This window comes from Psychrobacter sp. SHUES1 (assembly GCF_001652315.1).
Classification (GTDB): domain Bacteria; phylum Pseudomonadota; class Gammaproteobacteria; order Pseudomonadales; family Moraxellaceae; genus Psychrobacter; species Psychrobacter faecalis.
Genome location: NZ_LXWA01000017.1, coordinates 43,467 through 64,558, shown reverse-complemented (window position 1 = coordinate 64,558; position 21,092 = coordinate 43,467). Strand labels below are relative to the sequence as shown.

The 21,092-nt window shown below is 44.6% G+C and carries 20 protein-coding genes; 7 read left to right on the top strand and 13 right to left on the bottom strand.

Features of this window, described 5'->3' with window-relative positions:
• Nucleotides 1–94 precede the first annotated feature (94 nt).
• Nucleotides 95–943, bottom strand: a complete 849-nt coding sequence (locus tag A7325_RS01010; RefSeq protein ID WP_068403845.1) for a hypothetical protein — start codon at nucleotides 941–943, stop codon at nucleotides 95–97.
• A gap of 485 nt (nucleotides 944–1,428) precedes the next feature.
• Between A7325_RS01010 and rpmB the strand changes: the two genes are divergently transcribed.
• Together rpmB and rpmG are read left to right on the top strand one after the other, a co-directional pair.
• Nucleotides 1,429–1,665, top strand: a complete 237-nt coding sequence (rpmB, locus tag A7325_RS01005; protein WP_057761372.1) for a 50S ribosomal protein L28 — start codon at nucleotides 1,429–1,431, stop codon at nucleotides 1,663–1,665.
• 133 nt (nucleotides 1,666–1,798) lie between these two features.
• Nucleotides 1,799–1,954: a 50S ribosomal protein L33 gene (gene rpmG / locus A7325_RS01000; RefSeq protein ID WP_010201403.1), complete on the top strand. Its 156-nt coding sequence runs from the start codon at nucleotides 1,799–1,801 to the stop codon at nucleotides 1,952–1,954.
• Between the two features lie 174 nt (nucleotides 1,955–2,128).
• Here rpmG and A7325_RS00995 read toward each other — a convergent pair whose 3' ends face one another.
• The 12 genes from A7325_RS00995 to ispH all read right to left on the bottom strand — a co-directional run bounded on the left by A7325_RS00995 (nucleotide 2,129) and on the right by ispH (nucleotide 13,911).
• On the bottom strand, nucleotides 2,129–2,440 hold the full coding sequence (locus tag A7325_RS00995; RefSeq protein WP_068403843.1) for a hypothetical protein: 312 nt from the start codon (nucleotides 2,438–2,440) through the stop codon (nucleotides 2,129–2,131).
• Between the two features lie 206 nt (nucleotides 2,441–2,646).
• The gene (locus tag A7325_RS00990) at nucleotides 2,647–2,958 is read right to left on the bottom strand and encodes a hypothetical protein (RefSeq protein ID WP_068403841.1); all 312 of its coding nucleotides are present in this window, start codon (nucleotides 2,956–2,958) and stop codon (nucleotides 2,647–2,649) included.
• A 119-nt stretch (nucleotides 2,959–3,077) separates the two neighbouring features.
• Nucleotides 3,078–3,437 carry a hypothetical protein gene (locus A7325_RS00985; protein WP_068403839.1) on the bottom strand — a complete coding sequence of 120 codons (360 nt, stop codon included), beginning with the start codon at nucleotides 3,435–3,437 and terminating at the stop codon, nucleotides 3,078–3,080.
• Between the two features lie 73 nt (nucleotides 3,438–3,510).
• Entirely contained in the window at nucleotides 3,511–4,200 is a 690-nt protein-coding gene (gene rpe / locus A7325_RS00980) for a ribulose-phosphate 3-epimerase (RefSeq protein ID WP_068403837.1), read from the bottom strand.
• A 123-nt stretch (nucleotides 4,201–4,323) separates the two neighbouring features.
• Nucleotides 4,324–4,614, bottom strand: a complete 291-nt coding sequence (locus tag A7325_RS00975) for a TIGR03643 family protein (protein WP_197488852.1) — start codon at nucleotides 4,612–4,614, stop codon at nucleotides 4,324–4,326.
• Nucleotides 4,615–4,814: 200 nt separating this feature from the next.
• Nucleotides 4,815–5,705: an S-formylglutathione hydrolase gene (gene fghA / locus A7325_RS00970; protein WP_068403835.1), complete on the bottom strand. Its 891-nt coding sequence runs from the start codon at nucleotides 5,703–5,705 to the stop codon at nucleotides 4,815–4,817.
• 192 nt (nucleotides 5,706–5,897) lie between these two features.
• On the bottom strand, nucleotides 5,898–7,370 hold the full coding sequence (locus A7325_RS00965; protein ID WP_068403834.1) for a C13 family peptidase: 1,473 nt from the start codon (nucleotides 7,368–7,370) through the stop codon (nucleotides 5,898–5,900).
• Nucleotides 7,371–7,622: 252 nt separating this feature from the next.
• On the bottom strand, nucleotides 7,623–9,629 hold the full coding sequence (gene htpG, locus A7325_RS00960) for a molecular chaperone HtpG (protein WP_227514911.1): 2,007 nt from the start codon (nucleotides 9,627–9,629) through the stop codon (nucleotides 7,623–7,625).
• A gap of 308 nt (nucleotides 9,630–9,937) precedes the next feature.
• Nucleotides 9,938–11,458: a catalase gene (locus A7325_RS00955; RefSeq protein WP_068403854.1), complete on the bottom strand. Its 1,521-nt coding sequence runs from the start codon at nucleotides 11,456–11,458 to the stop codon at nucleotides 9,938–9,940.
• 332 nt (nucleotides 11,459–11,790) lie between these two features.
• Nucleotides 11,791–12,606 (bottom strand): thioesterase family protein, encoded by an 816-nt coding sequence (locus tag A7325_RS00950; protein ID WP_068403833.1) that lies wholly within the window; start codon nucleotides 12,604–12,606, stop codon nucleotides 11,791–11,793.
• 101 nt (nucleotides 12,607–12,707) lie between these two features.
• The gene (locus tag A7325_RS00945) at nucleotides 12,708–12,953 is read right to left on the bottom strand and encodes a hypothetical protein (RefSeq protein WP_068403832.1); all 246 of its coding nucleotides are present in this window, start codon (nucleotides 12,951–12,953) and stop codon (nucleotides 12,708–12,710) included.
• Nucleotide 12,954: 1 nt separating this feature from the next.
• The gene (ispH, locus tag A7325_RS00940; protein ID WP_068403830.1) at nucleotides 12,955–13,911 is read right to left on the bottom strand and encodes a 4-hydroxy-3-methylbut-2-enyl diphosphate reductase; all 957 of its coding nucleotides are present in this window, start codon (nucleotides 13,909–13,911) and stop codon (nucleotides 12,955–12,957) included.
• A gap of 431 nt (nucleotides 13,912–14,342) precedes the next feature.
• Here ispH and gmk point away from each other — a divergent pair, with 431 nt between their 5' ends.
• From gmk to A7325_RS00915, 5 genes are all read left to right on the top strand, one after another.
• A complete protein-coding gene (gene gmk / locus A7325_RS00935; RefSeq protein ID WP_068403828.1) occupies nucleotides 14,343–14,969 on the top strand; it encodes a guanylate kinase in 627 nt (208 codons plus the stop codon).
• 202 nt (nucleotides 14,970–15,171) lie between these two features.
• Nucleotides 15,172–15,432: a DNA-directed RNA polymerase subunit omega gene (gene rpoZ, locus A7325_RS00930; protein ID WP_068403827.1), complete on the top strand. Its 261-nt coding sequence runs from the start codon at nucleotides 15,172–15,174 to the stop codon at nucleotides 15,430–15,432.
• Nucleotides 15,433–15,881: 449 nt separating this feature from the next.
• Nucleotides 15,882–18,071, top strand: a complete 2,190-nt coding sequence (locus A7325_RS00925) for a RelA/SpoT family protein (protein WP_068403825.1) — start codon at nucleotides 15,882–15,884, stop codon at nucleotides 18,069–18,071.
• Between the two features lie 128 nt (nucleotides 18,072–18,199).
• Nucleotides 18,200–18,580, top strand: a complete 381-nt coding sequence (locus A7325_RS00920; protein WP_068403824.1) for a RidA family protein — start codon at nucleotides 18,200–18,202, stop codon at nucleotides 18,578–18,580.
• A gap of 160 nt (nucleotides 18,581–18,740) precedes the next feature.
• The gene (locus A7325_RS00915; RefSeq protein WP_068403823.1) at nucleotides 18,741–21,038 is read left to right on the top strand and encodes a primosomal protein N'; all 2,298 of its coding nucleotides are present in this window, start codon (nucleotides 18,741–18,743) and stop codon (nucleotides 21,036–21,038) included.
• The last annotated feature ends 54 nt before the right edge of the window (nucleotides 21,039–21,092 follow it).

Genomic DNA, 21,092 nt, shown 5'->3' with positions numbered 1-21,092 from the left:
TTACTGTGACAGTCGGGGCAACTGATATCTATTTGTGTCTTCATAACCTCAAATATATCATCTTGCTCTGGCTGTCACTCCTCCTTTTATTTCCTCAGCATACTTTCTGATACACCACCCCTTTATCAACAATAATGTCAAAGGTAGCCATGCCATTGCTATCAGTGGTTTTGTTACTTCCGGCAATAGCAACCCCTTTGATATCATCAATTCCCATACCAACCTGTACGTCTGCAGCGCGTGCGCCATCCGCATTTTTGAGAATAACGCTAAATTGAGCCGTATCACCGTAAGGATTTAGCTTATTATTAGATACTGAACTTGTTTGAAGTCGATTGTCGATATCAAGAGTACTGACTACTGTTTGAGTGCCATCACCGCTGCCTTCTTTACTGATGCGGACGGTCAACACTTGAGTGATGGTTGCGCCATTTGACGGCTGTTTAGCCGTTGCTTTTAGTCCAAACCCATGAGCGAGTAAGTTTACTTTCTGTTCGTCATTAAGTACTAGTGGGTTAAGCCGAAGCTCATAAGTGGCTTCACCTTTCTCATTGGTACTCTGAACACTCGCACCTTGAATGGTCACACCAGTATTAATAGAGTCATCAACACTCAAGCTCACAGACCTATTAATTGCCGCTCCGCCTGATGCTGCCACTGCTTTAACAGTAACATTAAATGTAACAGGCTCATCACTCAGCTCAATATTAGCTGGATCAGTATAGAGTTTCTGTAAACTAAAATCCTCTACAGGGGTTTGTACACCGCCATTACCACTGCCATTATTATTACCGCCGCCAGTGCCAGGCTTCACTCCTAAATCAGGTGTAGGCGCAACGACATCGGTACCGTCTCCACCACCACAGCCTGCCAATGCTAAAGCACAAGTCAAAGAAGTGAGTTGAAATAACTTAGAAGTCGGTGGTAGTGAGCTATATGACATTTTTGAATTCCGCGGCAGACGCAATTTATCTGAGGAAATTTACACAATCATTACATGGCTTTATAATAGAATACTAATGATACGTAGACTTACATTAAAAGCATTTGTATTAACAGATTGTATTAAATATATAACCGCAACTTTACTGACTTTTGTTATAACTTACAACTAAAAAATCGAACTTTAGTATTAAATAATCAATCACATAGCACACGCAATTCAGGGTATAATAGCTATCGTTTAAAGCGGCGATTATTATAAAAATATTTGAATATTCATTAGTTTTATGGTATAAATGTCGGCTTTAAAATTTTCTGAATTGGTTTGCCTGTTATTTGCCTTTAGATGACAGTAATATCAGCTCAACCTTCATAATAGTTTTGTTTGGTGCAAAGCTGCCGCTTGCTGTGTCCATGCCGCAAAAACGTGCAACTTGCCCAGACTGGTATGAGAATCCCTCATACCTCATAGATTAGGAGTTCGCCATGTCTAGAGTTTGCCAAGTGACTGGAAAGCGCCCTATGGTGGGTAATAATGTTTCGCACGCAAACAACAAAACCCGTCGTCGCTTTCTACCAAACCTTCATAACCATCGTTTTTGGGTAGAGTCTGAAAATCGTTTTGTACGTCTACGTGTGTCTACCAAAGGTATGCGCATCATTGACAAACTTGGTATCGACAAAGTGTTAGCGGATCTACGCGCACAAGGTCAAAAAGTATAAGTTAAGATAAGCAGCTTGAGTGGTCGATAATTTTCACCTTCCAAGCTGCTTTTTGGCTACGTTCTTCGTAGCAACTGACCTTTTTGCACTCGTACCTATCGTTTGAAGACCCCTCATTTACAGGAAAGCTATCATGAGAGATAAAATTAAATTAGTATCAACTGCTGGTACTGGGTATTACTACACCACTACCAAAAACAAGCGCACTATGCCTGGTAAAATGGAAATCAAAAAGTTTGATCCAAAAGTACGCCAGCACGTCATCTTTAAAGAAGCAAAAATCAAATAATTTATCACTAAATTATTTGAACAAAAAAAGGGTTTATCAATAGATAAACCCTTTTTTTATTGCCAGTTTTTGACCCACCAACCATTTCAACCATACACTATTTTAACCAGCTACTATATTTCGTTCTTACAGATTTAGAAGCTATAAATTTAGAAGACATCAGCCTGTTTAGCCTTAGCTATAGTGAGTGGGTTCTTTGTCATAGACATGGGCATGCCACTGGCTCATCTGTTTTTGCATAATGACCTGAATCGCGGCATGAATCATGTGCTGACCAATCGCTTGGGTATCGCTGCCTAGTATTTCTTTCAGCTTATCAGAAAAATCGATGGTCATCAGCGGTGCTTCTTCTTCCTCGGCATCACGTAACAGCAATTTGCCATCCGCTGCTTCAACCAACTCAAGCGTGGTTTCTTTAGCAAATCCAGCGAACTGATCGCGACTATCGTTATCTACTTCTATTTCATTATCAATATCGTATGGCATCTATTTTTTCCTTATTATCCCGCTTTATGTCTGTAAAAAGGCGCTGACTTCGTTTATAAAATCTTAGTTTTACAGATATTCGGGCAAAACTATCTTACTTATACAATGGACGCTTTGCACCGACAATTCAAGGCCTGACGCGTAAGTGTTTTGCCTAAATGCTATTTAATACTACTTATCAACCTTATGAACGAGCTAAATCGCTATTAACGCCAATAGCGTAATTTCGCTAAGGTAAATAAGAAAGCAACAAACATCCCCAGATAATACATTTGCTTGAGCTCAAGCGACGGGTCGCGATATTTAAACGGTAAAGCTACGGTAGCGGTGGCAGTTGGAATAATAAGCAACATGAGTAGCCAATTTTCAAAGACGTGTAGCCAGCCTTGCAGTCCGGTACCATGGCGCAGGTAGGATAAGCCTAAGAGCAAACAGGCGATTATCAGCAAAATAAACAAACTGTTTGGAAGGTCTTTTGGGAAAATAATATCGGTGATTTTCTTAGAGGAAGTAGCCATACTAGCAAGTGTCCAGTCGCATCATAAAGCGCGACTTATTAAAAAGTAGAAATCGATGAATGCCATAAAGACAAAGTTTTAAAAGATAACCATGTTAAAGCGCTAACATCAGCCAATTATTAGCTATAAGTGCCCATTAACCAAAGCATGGCTATACAAGAGGTTAAATAGCCCAAGCTAATAGCGTTCCAGCTTGCGATATGCAAACCTTTGAGCTTATTTAAAATGCGCGAACCGAGCCAAAAAAATAGCGGAATACCAATCATAAAGGCTGGCACTATCACTGCTGCATGACGCAGCACTTCTCCGACATCATCGCCAATCAGCAGGCGAAAACCATAACCAGAGAGACTAAGCACCAAGGCAAAAGCTGCCATGCCAATAGTGATACCCTTAGGTACTAAGCTTGGGGCTTGCGACTGTTTTTCTTTTATAGGCTCAGGCGATACTGACGAGTTAATGGGCTTTTGCGTGTTCATATTTCACCTTTATATGGCTTATCGAGTCCATCGTTATAACCTTAACACTCATACTAATAGTTATAAATGGGGATTAATAACCATTTGCCAAGGCTAATTCGGCGCGCATAGCGTCGATGGCAGATTTATAATCTTCTTGATTAAAAATAGCGGAACCAGCGACGAACATATCAGCCCCCGCTTCGGCAATCGCGCGGATGTTACTCGCTTTAATGCCGCCATCTACTTCTAGTCTAATATCGCGACCACTGGTAATGATACGCTGACGGACTTGGCGCACTTTATCTAAGGTACCATCAATAAATGACTGCCCACCATAGCCTGGATTGACGCTCATCAGTAAGATTTGGTCAACCTTGTCCATCACATAATCTAAATAATGCAGCGGTGTTGCTGGATTTAAGACCAAGCCACATTCAGCACCGCTATCTTTAATCAGCTGCAAAGAGCGGTCAATATGGGCGCTGGCTTCTGGGTGGAAGGTGATAATACTCGCACCCGCCTCTAAAAACTGCTCGATCATGCTATCGACTGGCGATACCATAAGATGGACATCAATCGGCGCCTCGATACCATAGTCACGCAGCGCCTGACATATCATGCTACCAAAGGTTAGGTTAGGCACATAGTGATTGTCCATCACATCAAAATGGATGACATCAGCGCCCGCCTCCAATACCTTTTCGACCTCCTCACCAAGTCTGGCAAAGTCAGCTGATAAAATAGAAGGCGCGATAAGATAAGGTTTGGCTGGGCTAGTCATAGTTGAGCTACCTATTTGGGTTGGTATAAACATTTAATAAAAAAGCTTTTAATCACTGGAATTGGTATTTAGATACTACACTTATTAAACGATTGGTTTTAAATGAGCCGTTTTAAAAAAACGTTAGCGCGGTTTATATTGGCTCTTACAATACGCGCGACCGACATCAAACGGACGCTTTGCTTGATGCTTGGTCACACGGCTGGTGACACGCCGTCGCCATAGGCGAAAAGACGACGGCTTTAACTCTTGGCGCATCAGCTTAATGACTGCGGTCTCGTTTAGTGCGTAGCTGTGCGCTATCGCTTCAAACGGTGTTCGGTCTTCCCACGCCATCTCTATCACCCGCGATAATTGAGCCGCCTGCTGTCGATTAGTCAGATTTGTCTTCGATGGCGCTATCAGATTATTCATCATAAAACTTACCTTTAAAAAAGTTTTGCCTATTGGCAAGCTCGCTCTATTTTGCACCAATCTGTTTTGTACCGATCTATTTTATAACAGTAAAGGCGCTTGATTAAATAATCAGCGTAACGCTCTGTCAAGTTATATGACAGACGATACGCTCAGCTATTAGACGGCTATTATTTGTAGACAGATATTATTGGACAGGCTTAGCCCATTTGCGCCATACGCCAGTGGTGTTCGATGTGGTCATTAATCACTGTTTGGATAAAGTAATAGCTGTGGTCATGACCGGCTTGATAGCGTAACGTCAATGGCTGCTTGGCCTTGTCACACGCTGCTTGTAGCTTAGGCGTTTGCAGCTGACCTTCTGCTAAAAAATTATCAGCCGCGCCTTGGTCGACCAAAATACTGGCATACTGCTGGCCGACTTCTACAATCATCTGTGAGGCGTCCGCTTGCGCCCATAGCGACTTATCATCGCCGAAGTACTCTGCATAAGCGGCCTGCCCCCATGCCGACTCACTGGCAGCACAAACAGGCGATAAGGCGGAGACACTGACAAACTTACTTGGGAACTTAAAGCCCAATAGTAACGCCCCATGACCGCCCATCGAGTGGCCTGTGATGCCGATACTATCAATCGGAAACTCTGAGCGCAGTAAATCGTATAATTCATCAACGATATAGCTTTGCATATTAAAATGTTCTGCCCACGGTGCTTGCGTCGCATCGACATAATAGCTTGCGCCCTGCCCGACAAAATAACGCTCATCGTTTGCGACCTCGTGTGCGTCATGACTTCTAGGAGAAGTATCCGGCGCAATAAATATCATGCCAAGCTCGCTGCATTTTTGTTGAAAATGCGCTTTATGGGTGACGTTATCGGCATTGCAGGTCAAACCCGAGAGATATAAAACAGCCGGACAACGGCGCCCAGCCAGCGCTTCATCTGGCAGATAAATACTAAAGGTCATCGGCGTTTTGGTCGCGGTGGACTCATGACGATAATAATGCTGCTCGCCATCGAAGCAGCGATTGACGCTGATTTGCTCAATCTTTGAGTTGGTAGACAAACTGTGTTTATAAGAATTATTCATAAGTGACATCCTTTTTATCCAAGACGAAATAAGCGCTGAGTGACAACTGCCCATCCTTACTATTAGCAAGCAAACTGTTAAAGACAAGTAATTCAGTAAAGTCAATTAAAGACAGTCGGTCACTCGAGTAGTATTTTAAAAGTTCAAAAAGCGCGCCTTAGTAGCGACATAAATCTAATTTATCAGCAGGCCTTAGTCATTTTCAGGCAGATTATCGATTATGTTTGCCGTATCAGGAGCTTGAGTAACCTTAACAGAATTCGGCTGATTAGTCATATTGGCGAGTGCTGGGCGGGTTTTAGCAAACAGTACTTGCTCAAATGCTGGCAGCGCGGTTTCCATTAAGCTACCAATGACCATCTGCGGCTCTGATGGCTCAAAACCCATATAGAGCTCACGTTCTTGCACGCGGTAAGCGGCATCTTTAAACGCATCAGAAAAACTGGTGTTTTCGCGCAAACTCTCCGCAAAGAAAGCCTGTCCAAAGTAAGTCATCTCAGCACTATTGGTGCAGCCAAATGACATTTTATCAGCGGCGGAGGCGGTAATAATTACCGTTGTTGGTGATGCCAATTCATCGATAAATGAGCCTGAATAGCACGCCGACACCACAATCACTCGCCAGCGGATACCGGACGCATCTAACGCTTCACGCAGCCACGTGGCATCTAAATTATCCATCGCTAATGGTGGATTTGCCAGTTGAATAACATTCTCATCACCATGTGACGATAGGGTAAGAAATAATACATCTTCATCAGCATTCATTTGCTGACCGATGGTTTTTAACCCGCGCAAAATACTGGTTTTTGTCGCAATTGGCTCATCTAGCCACGTATAGTTATTATTAATCAATGCCAGCGAATGGCCACTGGTACCAAAGCGCACGTCAAACAATTCACGCACTTTATTAATCTCAGAACGAAAGACGTTTTGTTCTGAGAATCCTGCCACGCCCATAAAATACCAGTCGCTTTTACCGGGTATACTCGGGTCGATACGGTCTAAAGCTTGCTGCAATAATCGCGGCTGCTCGTACAAAGCCGCTTCTTCTAGTACTGGCTCAACAGGAATTTGCTTAAATATCGGCTGGTCGGCGACGTTGCGCTGCCAAATGGTCAATAATGCCACTGCCCCTACTAAGACGATGATTCTCTCCCACCAAGAAATGCGCAGGCGACGGAAAAATATCCATAATAAAGCGAGTGTCTGCCATAAAAACAGCACTAAAAATAAAATAGGTAAAAAAGAATAACTCCAACTTGGCAACCACCCATAGCTGCCAAAAAACTGTACCAGGCTTTGCAGTAACGCTGATAGCGTATCAGCAACCAGCCATAAAATGACAGGCACAAAAACCAGCGCTTGGTTACCAGCGCGGCGAGCTAAAATAATACCGCCGAGCAAAATAATCATTGGCCAAATTAAATAGCTGACCAATCCTTGCTCATTAAAGACGCTACCATTTGCGGCGGCTAACCACGAGAATAGGACATTACTACCCAGTGCCAATATGGCGAATACCGCAAACTGGATAAAGGTGGGTTTTACCCAAGAGAACGCCCGCGTCGACCCGACCAGCATCCACAAGGTGGCAATAATATTGGCCGCGAAATTGAGCGAGAAGCGCTGAAGCGATACGGTTTTTAATGACGCAAGTGACAAAGACTTAGACCTCTAGCCAGTCGAGAGAAATAACGCCAATTTATTATTATTTGACGATAAAATAGGATTGAAAAGCGAGAAATCTAACTTAATATTTTAGCTCGCTAATCTATCGCGATTGTAACGGATTGTCGCTCAAGAGGATAAGGCTGATTTGTAAAAACTGCCGAAAAATTACTCTAAACGTTGATTGACAATCCATTAAAAAAGGAGGCCTTAAAATCAAGACCTCCTTTTATTAAGCAGCAATTATTATCGCATCAATAGCTCATTGACGCGTTTTAGATAAGCGGCTGGATCTTCTAGTTGACCGCCATCGGCAAGTAACGCTTGGTCAAAAATGACCTGCGCCAGCTTGTCAAAATTGTCGTCAGACTGCTCGCTACTCTCTAACTTTTTAATCAGTGGATGGTCAGGATTGACCTCAAGCGTTGGTTTGCTTTCTGGTACATCTTGACCCATTTGCTTCAGCATCTGAATCATTTGCGGTGACAGCTCACCTTCACCAATGACTAGACACGCTGGACTATCAACCAAACGCGTTGAGACTTTAACGTCTTTTGCGCGCGCGCCAAGTGCTGTTTTTAGCTTATCAACGACAGGCTTCATGGTCTCTTGCGCTTTTTCAGCTTCAGCTTTTTCGGCTTCGTCCTGCAAGTCGCCTAAATCAACCGCACCCTTAGCGATATTTTGCAGCGGCGTGCCATCAAATTGGGTCAAGAAGTTCATCGCCCATTCATCAACACGGCTGGTCATCAAGATAACTTCGATGCCTTTTTTCTTAAACAGCTCAAGCTGCGGACTGTTTTTAGCAGCTGCTAAATTATCCGCCGTCAGATAATAGATGGCTTTTTGTCCGTCAATCATACGACCTTTATAATCTTCAAAGCTGATCTCAACCTTGTCGTTGGTGCTAGTGGCATAACGCAGCAATTTGGCAATACGCTCTTGATTGCCCATATCCTCGCCAAGGCCTTCTTTAATCACATCGCCAAATTCGCTATAGAATTGGGCAAATTTTTCTTGTTTATCGCTATCTTCGCTGTTAGCAAGGCTCGCTAGCAAGGTCAAAATACGGCGCGCGTTACCATCTCGGATAGATTTAACATCGCGCGATTCTTGCAAGATTTCGCGGCTGACGTTAAGCGGCAGATCCGCTGAATCAATGACCCCTTTCACAAAACGCAAATACATCGGCAGCAATTGCTCAGCATCGTCCATAATAAAGACGCGCTTCACATAAAGCTTTAAGCCGTGCTGCTGCTCACGCGTGTATAAATCCATCGGCGCTTTTTTCGGAATATATAAAAGCTGGGTATACTGAACGCGACCTTCAACGCGGTTGTGTGTCCATGTTAGCGGCGCATCCATGTCATAAGTGATGTTTTTATAAAAATCGACATACTCATCATCTTCAACCTCAGATGCTGAGCGGGTCCAAAGCGCACTGGCTTTGTTAATGGTTTCCCACTCGTCGGTCAAGACCATCTGACCGCCTGCTGGCGCGTCACTGTCGTCGCCCTCTTCTTTCACATCTTCTTGCCAGACTTCTTTACGCATCTGAATCGGCAAGCTAATATGGTCTGAGTACTTATTGACCAAACGCTTGATTTTGCCGCGGTCTAGATAATTATCTTCGCCTTCGCTGTACTCTTCTTTTAGATGCAAAGTAATGCTGGTACCGCGCGTCTCTTTGGTAATTGGCTCAACGGTAAAGCTACCGGTGCCGTCTGAAACCCAGCGTACACCTTTATCGGCAGGCTCGCCCGCTTTTCGTGACTCAACGCTAATGGTATCAGCCACGATAAATCCAGAGTAAAAACCAACCCCAAATTGACCAATTAATTGTCCATCTTGCTTTTGCGATTCAGACAATTTGTCGAGGAAAGCCTTAGTACCAGATTTGGCAATCGTTCCTAAGTTTTCGATGGCGTCGGCTTCATTCATACCGATGCCGTTATCGATAAAGGTAATGGTTTTGGCATCTTCATCGACAGCGATACGAATCTTTAACTCGCCGTCATCTTCATAAAGACTGTCGTCATTGGTCGCTTCAAAGCGCAATTTGTCGCAAGCGTCCGATGCGTTCGAAACCAATTCACGCACAAAAATATCGGCATTAGAATAAAGCGAATGCGTCACCAAATGCAGCAGCTGCGCCACTTCTGCTTCAAAACTGTGTTTTTTTAATTCTGGGCTGTCTTTATTAATATTGATGTCATTAGCGTTTTTATTATCCGCTTGGGTCTGTTCACTCATAAAAACTCCTATTATTGATACCAAAAATGCTGTTACCAGCACGCATAAATCACAAATTTTCAAATACTAGCAGTTTAGCCAATTTGATTACCCAATCTAATTACTAAATTTGATTAGCAAGAAGGCGCTGTAAATACTGCTAGGCTGCCTAATCAGATAGGGGCACGGGTAAAAATTTCAAGATCAAATAGGCTAAACTAAGCTAAAAAAATAATTAAGCATAAAAAAAACCGCCCCAGTTTCCTAAGGCGGTGTTTTTAGATAAATATAGAACAGCTAAATTCTATCGTTTTTATTTTCTACAGAGATTATAAACAGCTAGGTAAATGACGAGCAGGATCATTCTCACGTGCTGCCATAGCGTCTTCAACGCTCATGCCAAGGGCTTTGGCAACGCCTACGCCATAAGCAGGGTCGCACCAGTTACAGTTGCGAATATGACGATATTTAATAAAATCAAGCGCATCACCCATCGCGCGGGCGGTATTATCAAACAACACTTGCTTTTGCTCATCGTTCATTAGGTTAAACAGTGCGCGCGGCTGGCTAAAATAATCACTATCGTCTTCACGGAAATCGTAATGCGCTGCGTAGCCATCAATCTTTAAAGCTGGCTCAGCGTACTGCGGCTGATCTTGCCACTGCTCAAAGCTGTTTGGCGTATAGTGTGGACGACCACCGTAGTTATCATCGACACGCATTTGACCGTCGCGGTGGTTACTGGTCACCGGACAACGTGGTTTATTGACTGGGATCTGCTTGTGATTGACGCCAACGCGATAACGCTGAGCATCGGCGTAGCTAAAGAGACGCGCTTGTAGCATACGGTCTGGTGAGGCACTGATGCCAGTCACGAGATTGTTCGGCGCAAAAGCCGCTTGCTCGACGTCTAAGAAATAATTGTCTGAGTTTTTATTAAGCTCAATCTCGCCAACTTCAATCAGCGGATAATCCCCTTTTGGCCATACCTTGGTCAAATCAAACGGATGATAAGGCACTTTATCGGCATCGGTTTCTGGCATGATTTGCACGTACATTTTCCACTTTGGAAAATCGCCATTGTCGATGGCACTGAGCAAATCTTCTTGATGGCTTTCACGATTCGAGGCGATGATTTCAGCGGCTTCGGCATCGGTTAAGTTTTTGATACCTTGCTGAGTACGGAAATGAAATTTGACCCAAAAACGCTCATTGTCGCTATTGATAAAGCTATACGTATGCGAGCCAAAGCCATGCATATGTCTATAAGAGGCTGGGATACCTCGGTCGCTCATGGTAATGGTGACTTGGTGCAAAGATTCTGGCAATAACGTCCAAAAGTCCCAGTTATTGGTTGCCGAACGCATATTGGTACGTGGGTCACGCTTGACCGCTTTGTTTAAATCTGGAAATTTGCGCGGGTCACGAACGAAAAATACCGGCGTATTATTACCGACCAAATCCCAAATGCCTTGCTCGGTATAGAATTTTAGGGCAAAACCGCGAATATCACGCTCAGCATCAGCAGCGCCGCGCTCACCTGCCACCGTACTAAAGCGCGCAAACATCTCCGTTTGCTTACCCACTTCGCTAAAAATATCAGCACGCGTATATTGAGTAATGTCATTGGTGACAGTGAAAGTACCAAACGCGCCCGAACCTTTGGCGTGCATACGGCGTTCAGGAATAACCTCTCGGTTTAGATCAGCAAGCTTCTCGTTAAGCCATAAGTCCTCTGCGAGTAGAGGACCGCGTTTGCCCGCGGTTTTACTATTTTCATTATCAACCACTGGCGCGCCATTACTCATGGTCAACGGCGTCATATCGTAAGGGCATTTTTTATCGTTCATATCGTTCATGGTCATATTCCTTTAGTTATCGTTGTTGCAAGGATAAAGTGAAAGGTAACCTTCACTATCAAAACCCATCATAGCAGTTTTGAATCACCTTGCCTCGTTGTGGTATTCCATTACAACCGATTTTCAATTATTTGTATAATCAATTAACTATATACTTTTGATTTATTTTATATAATTAGATAACAAAATTTTTATAGCCTAACGTTATGAACTAAATGCCATTTGACAGGGCAAGTTGCAACTTTGATAACGTTACGTTTGGTTGCTCGTTGTTTAATGTTTAACCCATACTTATTTAACGCATAGTTGTTCAATAACTAAAATTAACGCGGCATAGGGCGGATAGTCAAGATTTGCTCACTACGACCAAACGGCCCGTGCACATCATGCAGCACGGCACTGGTCAGTCCAATACCGTCATCGCCGTATTGTTGCACCGCTTCGATGCCAAGCCAGCGCCCTTTTGGCGCGCGATGCATATGGATTTGCAAATCCGTATTGGGGAACATCCATTGCAATTTTGATAAGCCGAGTCCCAAGCGTGGCACGACGCCATTGGCGGTATCGACCATCCCCATTAGATGTACCAAATCGTCAGTCGTTTCGCCTTCTACCATCTCAACATCATTGGTAATCCATACCATACCACGACCAGCACGGCGGTCGGGCTCGGCAACCAAGTGGACGCTTTCGATAAAACCGCCCGGCCAGCCTTTCATACCATCCCAAACAGGCAAATCCTCAGGCTGATACAGCGCTTTTTGATCTTCAAGTCCGGCAATCTCACTAGTATCTTGGGTCAGCAGTCGCCAAGCACGGGCGATAATGGCATCACGGCCACGACTGCTCATGACCGCCTCAATTAGCTCAATCGTTCTACCCGGACGGATACAACGCGTGGTAACGGTAAACTCATCAAGCGGTATCAAGCCTAAAATATCCAGACTGATACGAGCGATACGCATATTTGCTTGCGGCGCATAACTTTCAAGCTCAGCGGTCAGCAGGCCAGTCGCTGGTGCCATATGCTGCTCGTGTTCATTCCAAGCGCCTTGTGCATGTTTGGTTGGCTGATAATGGGCAACGCTAACGCCACCTTCTAGCTGCTCGCGTTTGATAAACTGATAATAAGCTGGCATGAACATCCTTAATCTAATCTTCTTTATTAATGCTGTATTCTCGACCACTTTAATAGGTTGGTCTTTCATAATAACGGTTATATTTAATTTACCTTTAGCATTTACTTGGTAAGCTGTTGTTTTCTCATCATAAGCATGGTGCGACTTTTGGCCATTATAAATAGAAAAAACGCCATGACAGCGATAAGCGCGCCATATAAAAGACTATACTCTTTCATAAATTGCGCAGTGTTCAGCACCAGCATGACAATCAGCACAACGATGGTAAACAGATTAATTTTTAACTGTTTATTAATCTCAGCAAGCGTCGCTTCTGCTAACACAAAGCCTTTTTTCTGCTTATTCATGCTATTTACCTACTTGCGTGACCGGAATTCGCAGCGCTTTTGGCAAGCTAAAGGTCACGTTTTCTTCGATACCTGACAGCTCACTTGGTAAATCTCCGCCCCAATCTTGCAATTGTTGTAGCACTTCTTGGATTAATATCTCAGGCGCAGACGCGCCAGCAGTAACGCCAACACTTTGAATGCCATCAAACCAGTTTCTATCCATCTCAGTGGCATTATCAATCAGATAGGCGCGGCAATCCATACGCTCAGCCAACTCACGCAAGCGATTAGAGTTTGACGAGTTTGGCGAACCAACCACCAACACCACTTCACAACGACCGGCTAAATCTTTGACCGCGTCTTGGCGGTTTTGGGTGGCATAGCAAATATCGTCTTTGCGTGGGCCTTGAATACTGGGGAATTTTTCACGCAGCGCATCAATAACGCGCGCGGTATCATCCATCGAAAGAGTCGTTTGGGTTACAAAAGCCAAATGCTCAGCGTTTTGCACATTTAAAGCCTCAACATCGCTTTCATTTTCGACCAAATGAATTTGCCCGCCGTGGCGACGATTAAAACGCCCCATAGTGCCTTCAACCTCAGGGTGTCCTGCGTGACCAATCAATACCGCATCCATCCCGTCTTGGGCAAATCGTGCCACCTCGATATGTACTTTGGTAACCAATGGACAAGTGGCGTCAAATACGGTCAAATCACGGCGCTCTGCTTCATCTTCGACCGCCTTTGAGACACCATGCGCTGAGAAAATCACGATTGAACCATCCGGCACTTCGTGCAGCTCTTCGACAAAAACCGCGCCGCGATTGGCCAAATCTGAGACCACAAATTTGTTATGCACGACTTCATGACGCACATAAATGGGTGGCTCAAAACGTGTCAATGCTTCGTTCACTATCGCAATCGCGCGATCCACACCAGCACAAAATCCACGTGGATTGGCAAGATAAATTTGCATAAGAGGGCCTATCATTAGATAATTTATGGTTAAAGCTTAACGTCAAACTGCTTAACCTCAAAACTTGGGATAACATCCATGCTCTACTTTAGCATAATTTGCTTTTATTGCCTTTGAAAATAGCCCTGTTTCAAATGAACTGAGCATTAACGTTCATTGACACAGAGCCTTTTAATGCAAAAACAGACAATAAATAAGATTAAGTGCTAAAAAGCTTGCGCGAATTAAATAAAAGCGCGCCAAGCAGTTTATAATGACGTATCAATGAGAAATCAATACAACTTTATAGCGCCATACTTGATGGCGTTTTTTGTTTTTACCAGCTCAACACTTATTTGCGCCGTTTTTAGCTTTTTATTAGCGCATACTTTACTAGTACCTATTCCATTGTGGCACCTTACATTAGCAAACTATCCATTAGGAAAAACCGTATGACAGGTTCATTATTTATTATTACCGCCGCCTCAGGCACGGGCAAAACCTCACTGGTCAAACAGCTACTGGCCACCACCAACGACTTGACCGTTAGCGTATCGCACACCACGCGCGCGCCGCGTCCCGGCGAGATTGATGGTCAGCATTACCATTTTACCGACGTTGATAAATTTGTCACGGCTATCGGCGAAGGCAAGTTTTTAGAGCATGCCGAAGTGTTTGGCAATTATTATGGCACATCAGAGCAAAGCGTGCGCGCGCAGCTGGAGGCAGGCGTCGATGTTATCCTTGAGATTGATTGGCAAGGCGCGCTACAAGTGAAAAAGATATTTACCGATGCGACGATGATTTTTATCTTGCCGCCAAGTTTAGCGACCTTACGTCAGCGCTTATCGACGCGTGCGCAGGATACCATGGAAGTCATCGAGCAACGCTTGGCGGGCGCGGTCACGGAGATGGCGCAATATGTACATTTTGATTTTGTGGTGATTAATGACAATTTTGAAGTGGCGTTAACCGAACTAAAAGCCATTATCGTCGCCGACAGACAAACCCTTAAACGCCAGCAGCAGCGCTATCATCGCACTATTGCCAATTTGCTAAATAGCCAAGTCGACGAATAAGCAAAGAAAACCTAGGGGAAAGAAAGCTTAAAAGTAAAAAATCTCGATTTTCGTATAACTAACAGCAGATATAAAAAGCAACTACGCGCCTAAGCAAAAAATGCTATAATGTCCAGCTATCCCCCTTTTATATTTTTGATATTATTTTTATTGAGTGACGGACAAGCGCCGTGACTGATAAAAACAACCGAGGTAGCTATTTATGGCACGAGTGACGATTGAAGATTGTTTGGATAATGTTGATAATCGCTTTGAGCTGATTTTGGTCGCCAGTAAGCGCGCCCGTCAATTGGCCAAGGGTATCGCTGAGCCGATGGTTGACGTCGATAACGACAAGCCTACGGTCTTGGCATTACGTGAAATTGCTGCCGGCAAAATCACCCGTGATATTTTAAATCAGCCAGAGCATAACTTTGCGACAAGCTCATTAGATTTGGCTTTGTCGGGCGATCATAGCTTTTAATACAGAGCTGTTTTTAGTAAAGCCTAACTTTTAGCAATAAGCACGACCACTTTATTCCGTGCTGACATTACTAAAAGATAAGAACCACAGCATCGGCTGTGGTTTTTTGGTTATGAAACGACTGATAACACCAAACGCTTGCCAATTTTTGCGACCATTTATAGCGAAAATCATATCACTCAGGTAGAATTTTTTATTTTCTGCCTGACTTACGCGCATAAGAGTTGACATTGAGAACGATTTACGATTAATTAGAGGGTGGTCTGCCCTCTTTTCGCTTTGTGCGTTTTAAGTTAGTATGCTTTGACCTAATAGCTTACTCTTTTGCATAACCGCCGCTTATTCATCCAGCTATCATTTACCCAACAGTCCTGAACCCATTAAAAGTCCGTAGCCGACGAACCGTCCTGAACTGATAAATAGGTATTGGAAAATAGGATTACCACCTTATGACTCAAACCTTGCCCAAACTCAGTCATCCTTTAGTTGATGATGCTCAATACAACCTGCTGCGCTCAGTAGGTTATCTCACTGCGGCTGAACGTAGTGATATTATTGATGCCTGTGAGTTCGGTGATATAGCGCATATCAAAGATAAGCGTAAATCAGGGGAGCCTTATATCACGCATCCGATTGCCGTCGCCGAAATATTGGCAGGCTTTCGCTTGGATCGCGATACCATTATTGCAGCAATCCTTCATGATACGGTAGAAGATACCGAGGTTACCGCTGAAGATATTGAGCAGCGTTACGGTAAAATAGTATCCAGACTGGTCGATGGCGTGACCAAATTAAAATCATCAACCCATAACAAGCAAGAAAACAAAGCCGCCACCTTTCATAAAATCTTGACCGCTACCCTTGCTGACCCGCGCGTCTTGATTATTAAACTGGCTGACCGCTTGCACAATATGTCGACGCTCGATGCGGTACGCCCCGAAAAACAGCGAACTACTGCACAAGAAACGTTAGATTTTTATGTACCTTTTGCGCGCTTGATGGGCCTCAATGACATTGCCGATTATATCGAAGTGCTTTGTTATCGTAATCTTGATTCTGATATGTATAACAAGCTGTCTGATAAGCTGCTGCAACATGGACTTGGGCGTAATTTTCAAAGAGAAGCCATTCATCGCTACTTGAGCATTGTGCTAAACAACCTTGATCTGAATGGCATGGTCAAAGTTTTAGACAATCGCGTGGTTATCTTCCGGCAGTTTTTCCGTAATCGCGGTGAAATCAATGCGCTACTGCGCCATTATGCGTTTGAGATTGTGCTTGATAACATCGAAGCTTGTGACAAGCTCGCTTATTATCTCATTAAAAAATATCAGATTGATGACAGTCATATCGCCGATAACATTCGGCGTCCGCTGCCCGGTGGCAATCAGTCGCTCACCCTTATTTATGAGCGTGACAATGATTTTGTTAAAGTCACCATCTTAACCAAGCAAATGCAAAACGCGGCAAGGCTTGGCGTTATTGGTGCCGAACACGCCTCCGATGTCAGCCAGTCGGTTATTCAAGCATCACTGCGTAATATGAAAGACTTGGTTGACGAAGACACGTTAGATGCCGACAGTCCTGATTTTTCCGCGGCCGTTTCTACTATTAATGAGCTGATGGATTATCTACACTCGAGTAAAATCATCTGCTACAGCCCGCAAGGCCGCGCTTATGAGCTGCCACAAGGCGCCACAGCCCTAGACTTTGCTTACGCCGTCGGCCCTATGGTGGGCAATGTCGCGGTCGGTGCCAATGTCGATAACAAGCATGCAAAACTCGGGACGGTGCTGAAAAACGGGCAGTTGGTCGAGATTGAAGTCAGCAGTCATTCTGAACCAAAAGCGGAATGGCTCGGCTTTGTGGTGACCAATAAAGCCCGCGTGGAGATTTTACGTTGGTTTAAAGACTTATCGCCTGCAGATAAACAGCATCATGGCAGAGAGGCTTTAGACCGCGCGCTAAAAACCTATCAGAAAAGCCTCGATGATTTGACCGAAAGCGATTGGAAAAACCTGACCGAATGGCGGGGTCTAACAGAAAAAAATGCGCTGTTTGAGCAAATCAGCTCGGGCACGCTGCTGCCGCAACTGGTGGTCACCCGTTTGTTTAGCGATGAAGTCAGTGATATGCAATCGCAAGAAAGCGTTGATGATATGACCCAACCGCAACAATTGATTGTCAACGCTTCAGGCGTTGAGCTTGATTTTGCCAATTGTTGTCATCCGATTTATGGCGACCCTATCGTTGGCCATTTATCACGTCATGGTCTGGTTGTGCATCGCCATAAGTGCTTTTCGTTAGACGATATCCGTAAAGACAATCCTTATCAAGTTATCCAACTGCGCTGGCGCAATGATAAAGCCATTAAGCAAGGCGACTCATCCGGGGAACATAACAGCAAAATCCGCTTCCCTGCTTACTTAAAACTATCTATTGCTCTAAGCGACGAGCAAATCAGTGAAGTGATTTATCATCTGCGCCAGTTAAATATCGGGGTCGAAAAGGTCGACGTGCGTAGCAGCGACACCATTATTCATATCGTCGTGCGTAGTCGCAATCATTTAGCGCAAGGCATTCGCGAGTTGCGTTCGCTACTTGGCTTCCCTAATATTATTAGGCTTTATCAATTATAAAAGCCGTTAAAATACATGTTAAAATCTATCCCTTTTAAATCCATTCAATATTGAGCATTTAATATCGCCTGAAATTTTTTGGCCAATTTTTTAACCAAAAAACATCAAAAACATCATAAGGAAATCATATGACCCGTCAAACCATTCAAACCGATAAAGCGCCAGCCGCCGTTGGCACCTATTCACAAGCGGTAAAAGTAGGCAATACTGTTTATATTTCCGGTCAACTGGGCTTTGACCCTGATACCATGGAGCTAAAAGAAGGCTTTGAAGCACAAGCTAAGCAAGTATTTGCAAACATCAAAGCCATCTGTGAGGCAGCCGGTGGCAGTTTAAATGATGTGGTTAAATTCAACGTCTCTTTAACCGATTTAAATGACTTTGCCGCGCTAAACGACGTATTTATCGCCAACTTAAGCGAGCCATATCCTGCCCGCGCTGCCGTACAAGTGGCGGCGCTACCTAAAGGCGGTGTGGTTGAAATCGAATCTATCATGTATATTGAATAAGACGATTATTGAGCATTACTGAGCATTACTGAGCATTACTGGTTTATAGTAAATGATAATAAGCTTAGCTTCATGCTAAGCTTATTTGTCTGTGCCTGTTTAGATTTGCGTTGTTGTTTCTATCCTCTATTCATTCGATAAAAGACTGCGAAGCCCAGTTATGTTGCTACAAGTTGCCCTGCCCGTGCCCCTTTATCGGGTATTTGACTACCGCTTGCCGGCAAACACGCCGACATTAGCAAATGGCGCTGCCATGGCGCTACCAGCGATTGGTAGCCGTGTTGAGGTACCTTTTGGTCGTCAAACCTTAATCGGTATTGTCATTGCTCATATTGAGGAAGCGGCTAGCGACGTACCGACGAATAAGCTCAAACCTATTAATAAATGCTTAGATGCTGAGCCCATTTTAGACAGCAATATGCTAAAGCTCGCGCATTGGCTGGCGCGTTATTACCACTATCCGCTCGGTGACGTGTTAGCGGTGATGTTGCCAACCCTCGTACGCCAAGGTAAGCCGCTGGATTTACTCACTACCCATTGGCGGATTTTACCGCACGTCACTGATGCTGACTTTCATAGCAATGCCAAAAAACAAAAGCAGCAGTTTGAGATGCTTAAGCTACACGGTGAGCACGGCGCTAGTGAAGACGTCCTATTATTAGAAGGTATGCAGCGACCCTTCTTAAAGATGCTAGAAGAAAAAGGGCTTATCGAGCGCTATATTGAAGCGAAATCTGCGCCCGCGCCCGTTACTTTAGCAAAAATGCCGCTTGACCTAAATGAGGAGCAACGGCTTGCCGTCGATGGCATTATTGCTGCGCATGAAAATAAGCAATATACGGGGTTTTTATTAAATGGCATTACCGGTAGTGGTAAGACTGAAGTCTACTTGCAAGCGATGCAAGCGGTCTTGGAAGCGGGCAAACAAGTTTTGATACTAGTGCCAGAGATTGGATTGACGCCGCAGACGCGCGCGCGCTTTGCCAGTCGCTTTGCCGCTCATATAGTCTTATTACATTCGGGTATGAACAATACCCACCGCCTGCAAGGTTGGCAAGATTGCCGTACTGGTCACGCGCAAATTATCATCGGTACACGCTCGGCGGTGCTGTATCCGTTTGCGAATTTGGGCTTAATTGTCGTCGATGAAGCGCATGATGGTTCTTATAAACAGCAAGACACGCTGCGCTATCATGCCGCTGACGTCGCGCTGTATCGCGGACTCCAAGCCAATATTCCCGTCGTACTTGGTACTGCGACGCCTTCGCTTGAACATCTAAAACTGGTCGATGATGGCAAGCTTATCGAATACCAACTGCAAACTCGCCCTGGTAACGCCAAACCTGCAACCATGCAGCTGATTGACGCGCGCCAGCAAAGCACCCATCAACAGACGACAGACGACGGTGCACGTTATGATACCGGATTGACCGACGCGCTTATCGGCGCGATACGGCAAACGCTAGAAGCGGGCGACCAAGTATTGATATTTTTAAATCGCCGCGGCTATGCGCCAGTTTTGCTCTGCGAAGCGTGCGGTTGGCAAGCCGATTGCCCGCGCTGTGATGCGCATTTAACCGTGCATTATAATAGCCAATCGCAATCCAATTCCTATTCAAACAGCTCTTATTTAAAGTGTCATCACTGCGACTGGCAGGCCTATATTCCGACGGTTTGCCCTGATTGTGGTAGTCAAAATTTGGACGCCAAAGGTATCGGAACGACGAGGCTAAGTGAAAATTTGCATGCAATTTTTGCCAATCCGCAAACCAGTAAAGCGCTGTATCCTATTATCCAAATCGATCGCGATACCACCAGACGTAAAGACAGCTGGGAGAATATTTATCAGCGTATCAATGAAGGCAAGCCTGCCATCTTAGTCGGTACGCAAATGGTCGCCAAAGGTCATCATTTTCCCAACGTCACGCTTGTCTGCTTGCCTAATGCCGATCGCGGTTTTTTGTCCGCCGACTTTCGCTCGCCGGAGCATACCGCCCAGCTCATGATTCAAGTGGCAGGCCGTGCTGGTCGCGGGGACAAATCGGGGCGCGTGCTTATTCAAACGCTGCAACCTGATAATGCGCTGTTATTAAAATTGGTAAAAGACGGTTACTTATCATTCGCACGTGAGCTATTGCAAGAGCGTAAAATGATGGGCTTGCCACCGCATAGTTATGCTGCCCTAATACGCTGCGAAGGTAAAACGTTAGCTGCCACCACGCAAGCGCTAAAAGATGCCGTTGGTATTCTTCCAAACGCTCATAATCTTGCTGTTCTCGGCCCTATCGATGCGCCGATGAGTAAAAAGAACAGCCGCTACCACGCGCAATTACTGCTATTAGGCAAAGACCGACAGCAATTACATAGGGTACTCAATCACTGGTGGCAACCTGTACTTGCTTTGCCAAGCGCCAAATATCTAAAACTGACCTTAGATATCGACCCTGTCGGCTGGTAAACGTTCAATCTTAGAATACACCGCGCCAGTTTTAATCGTCATTCTATACATTAG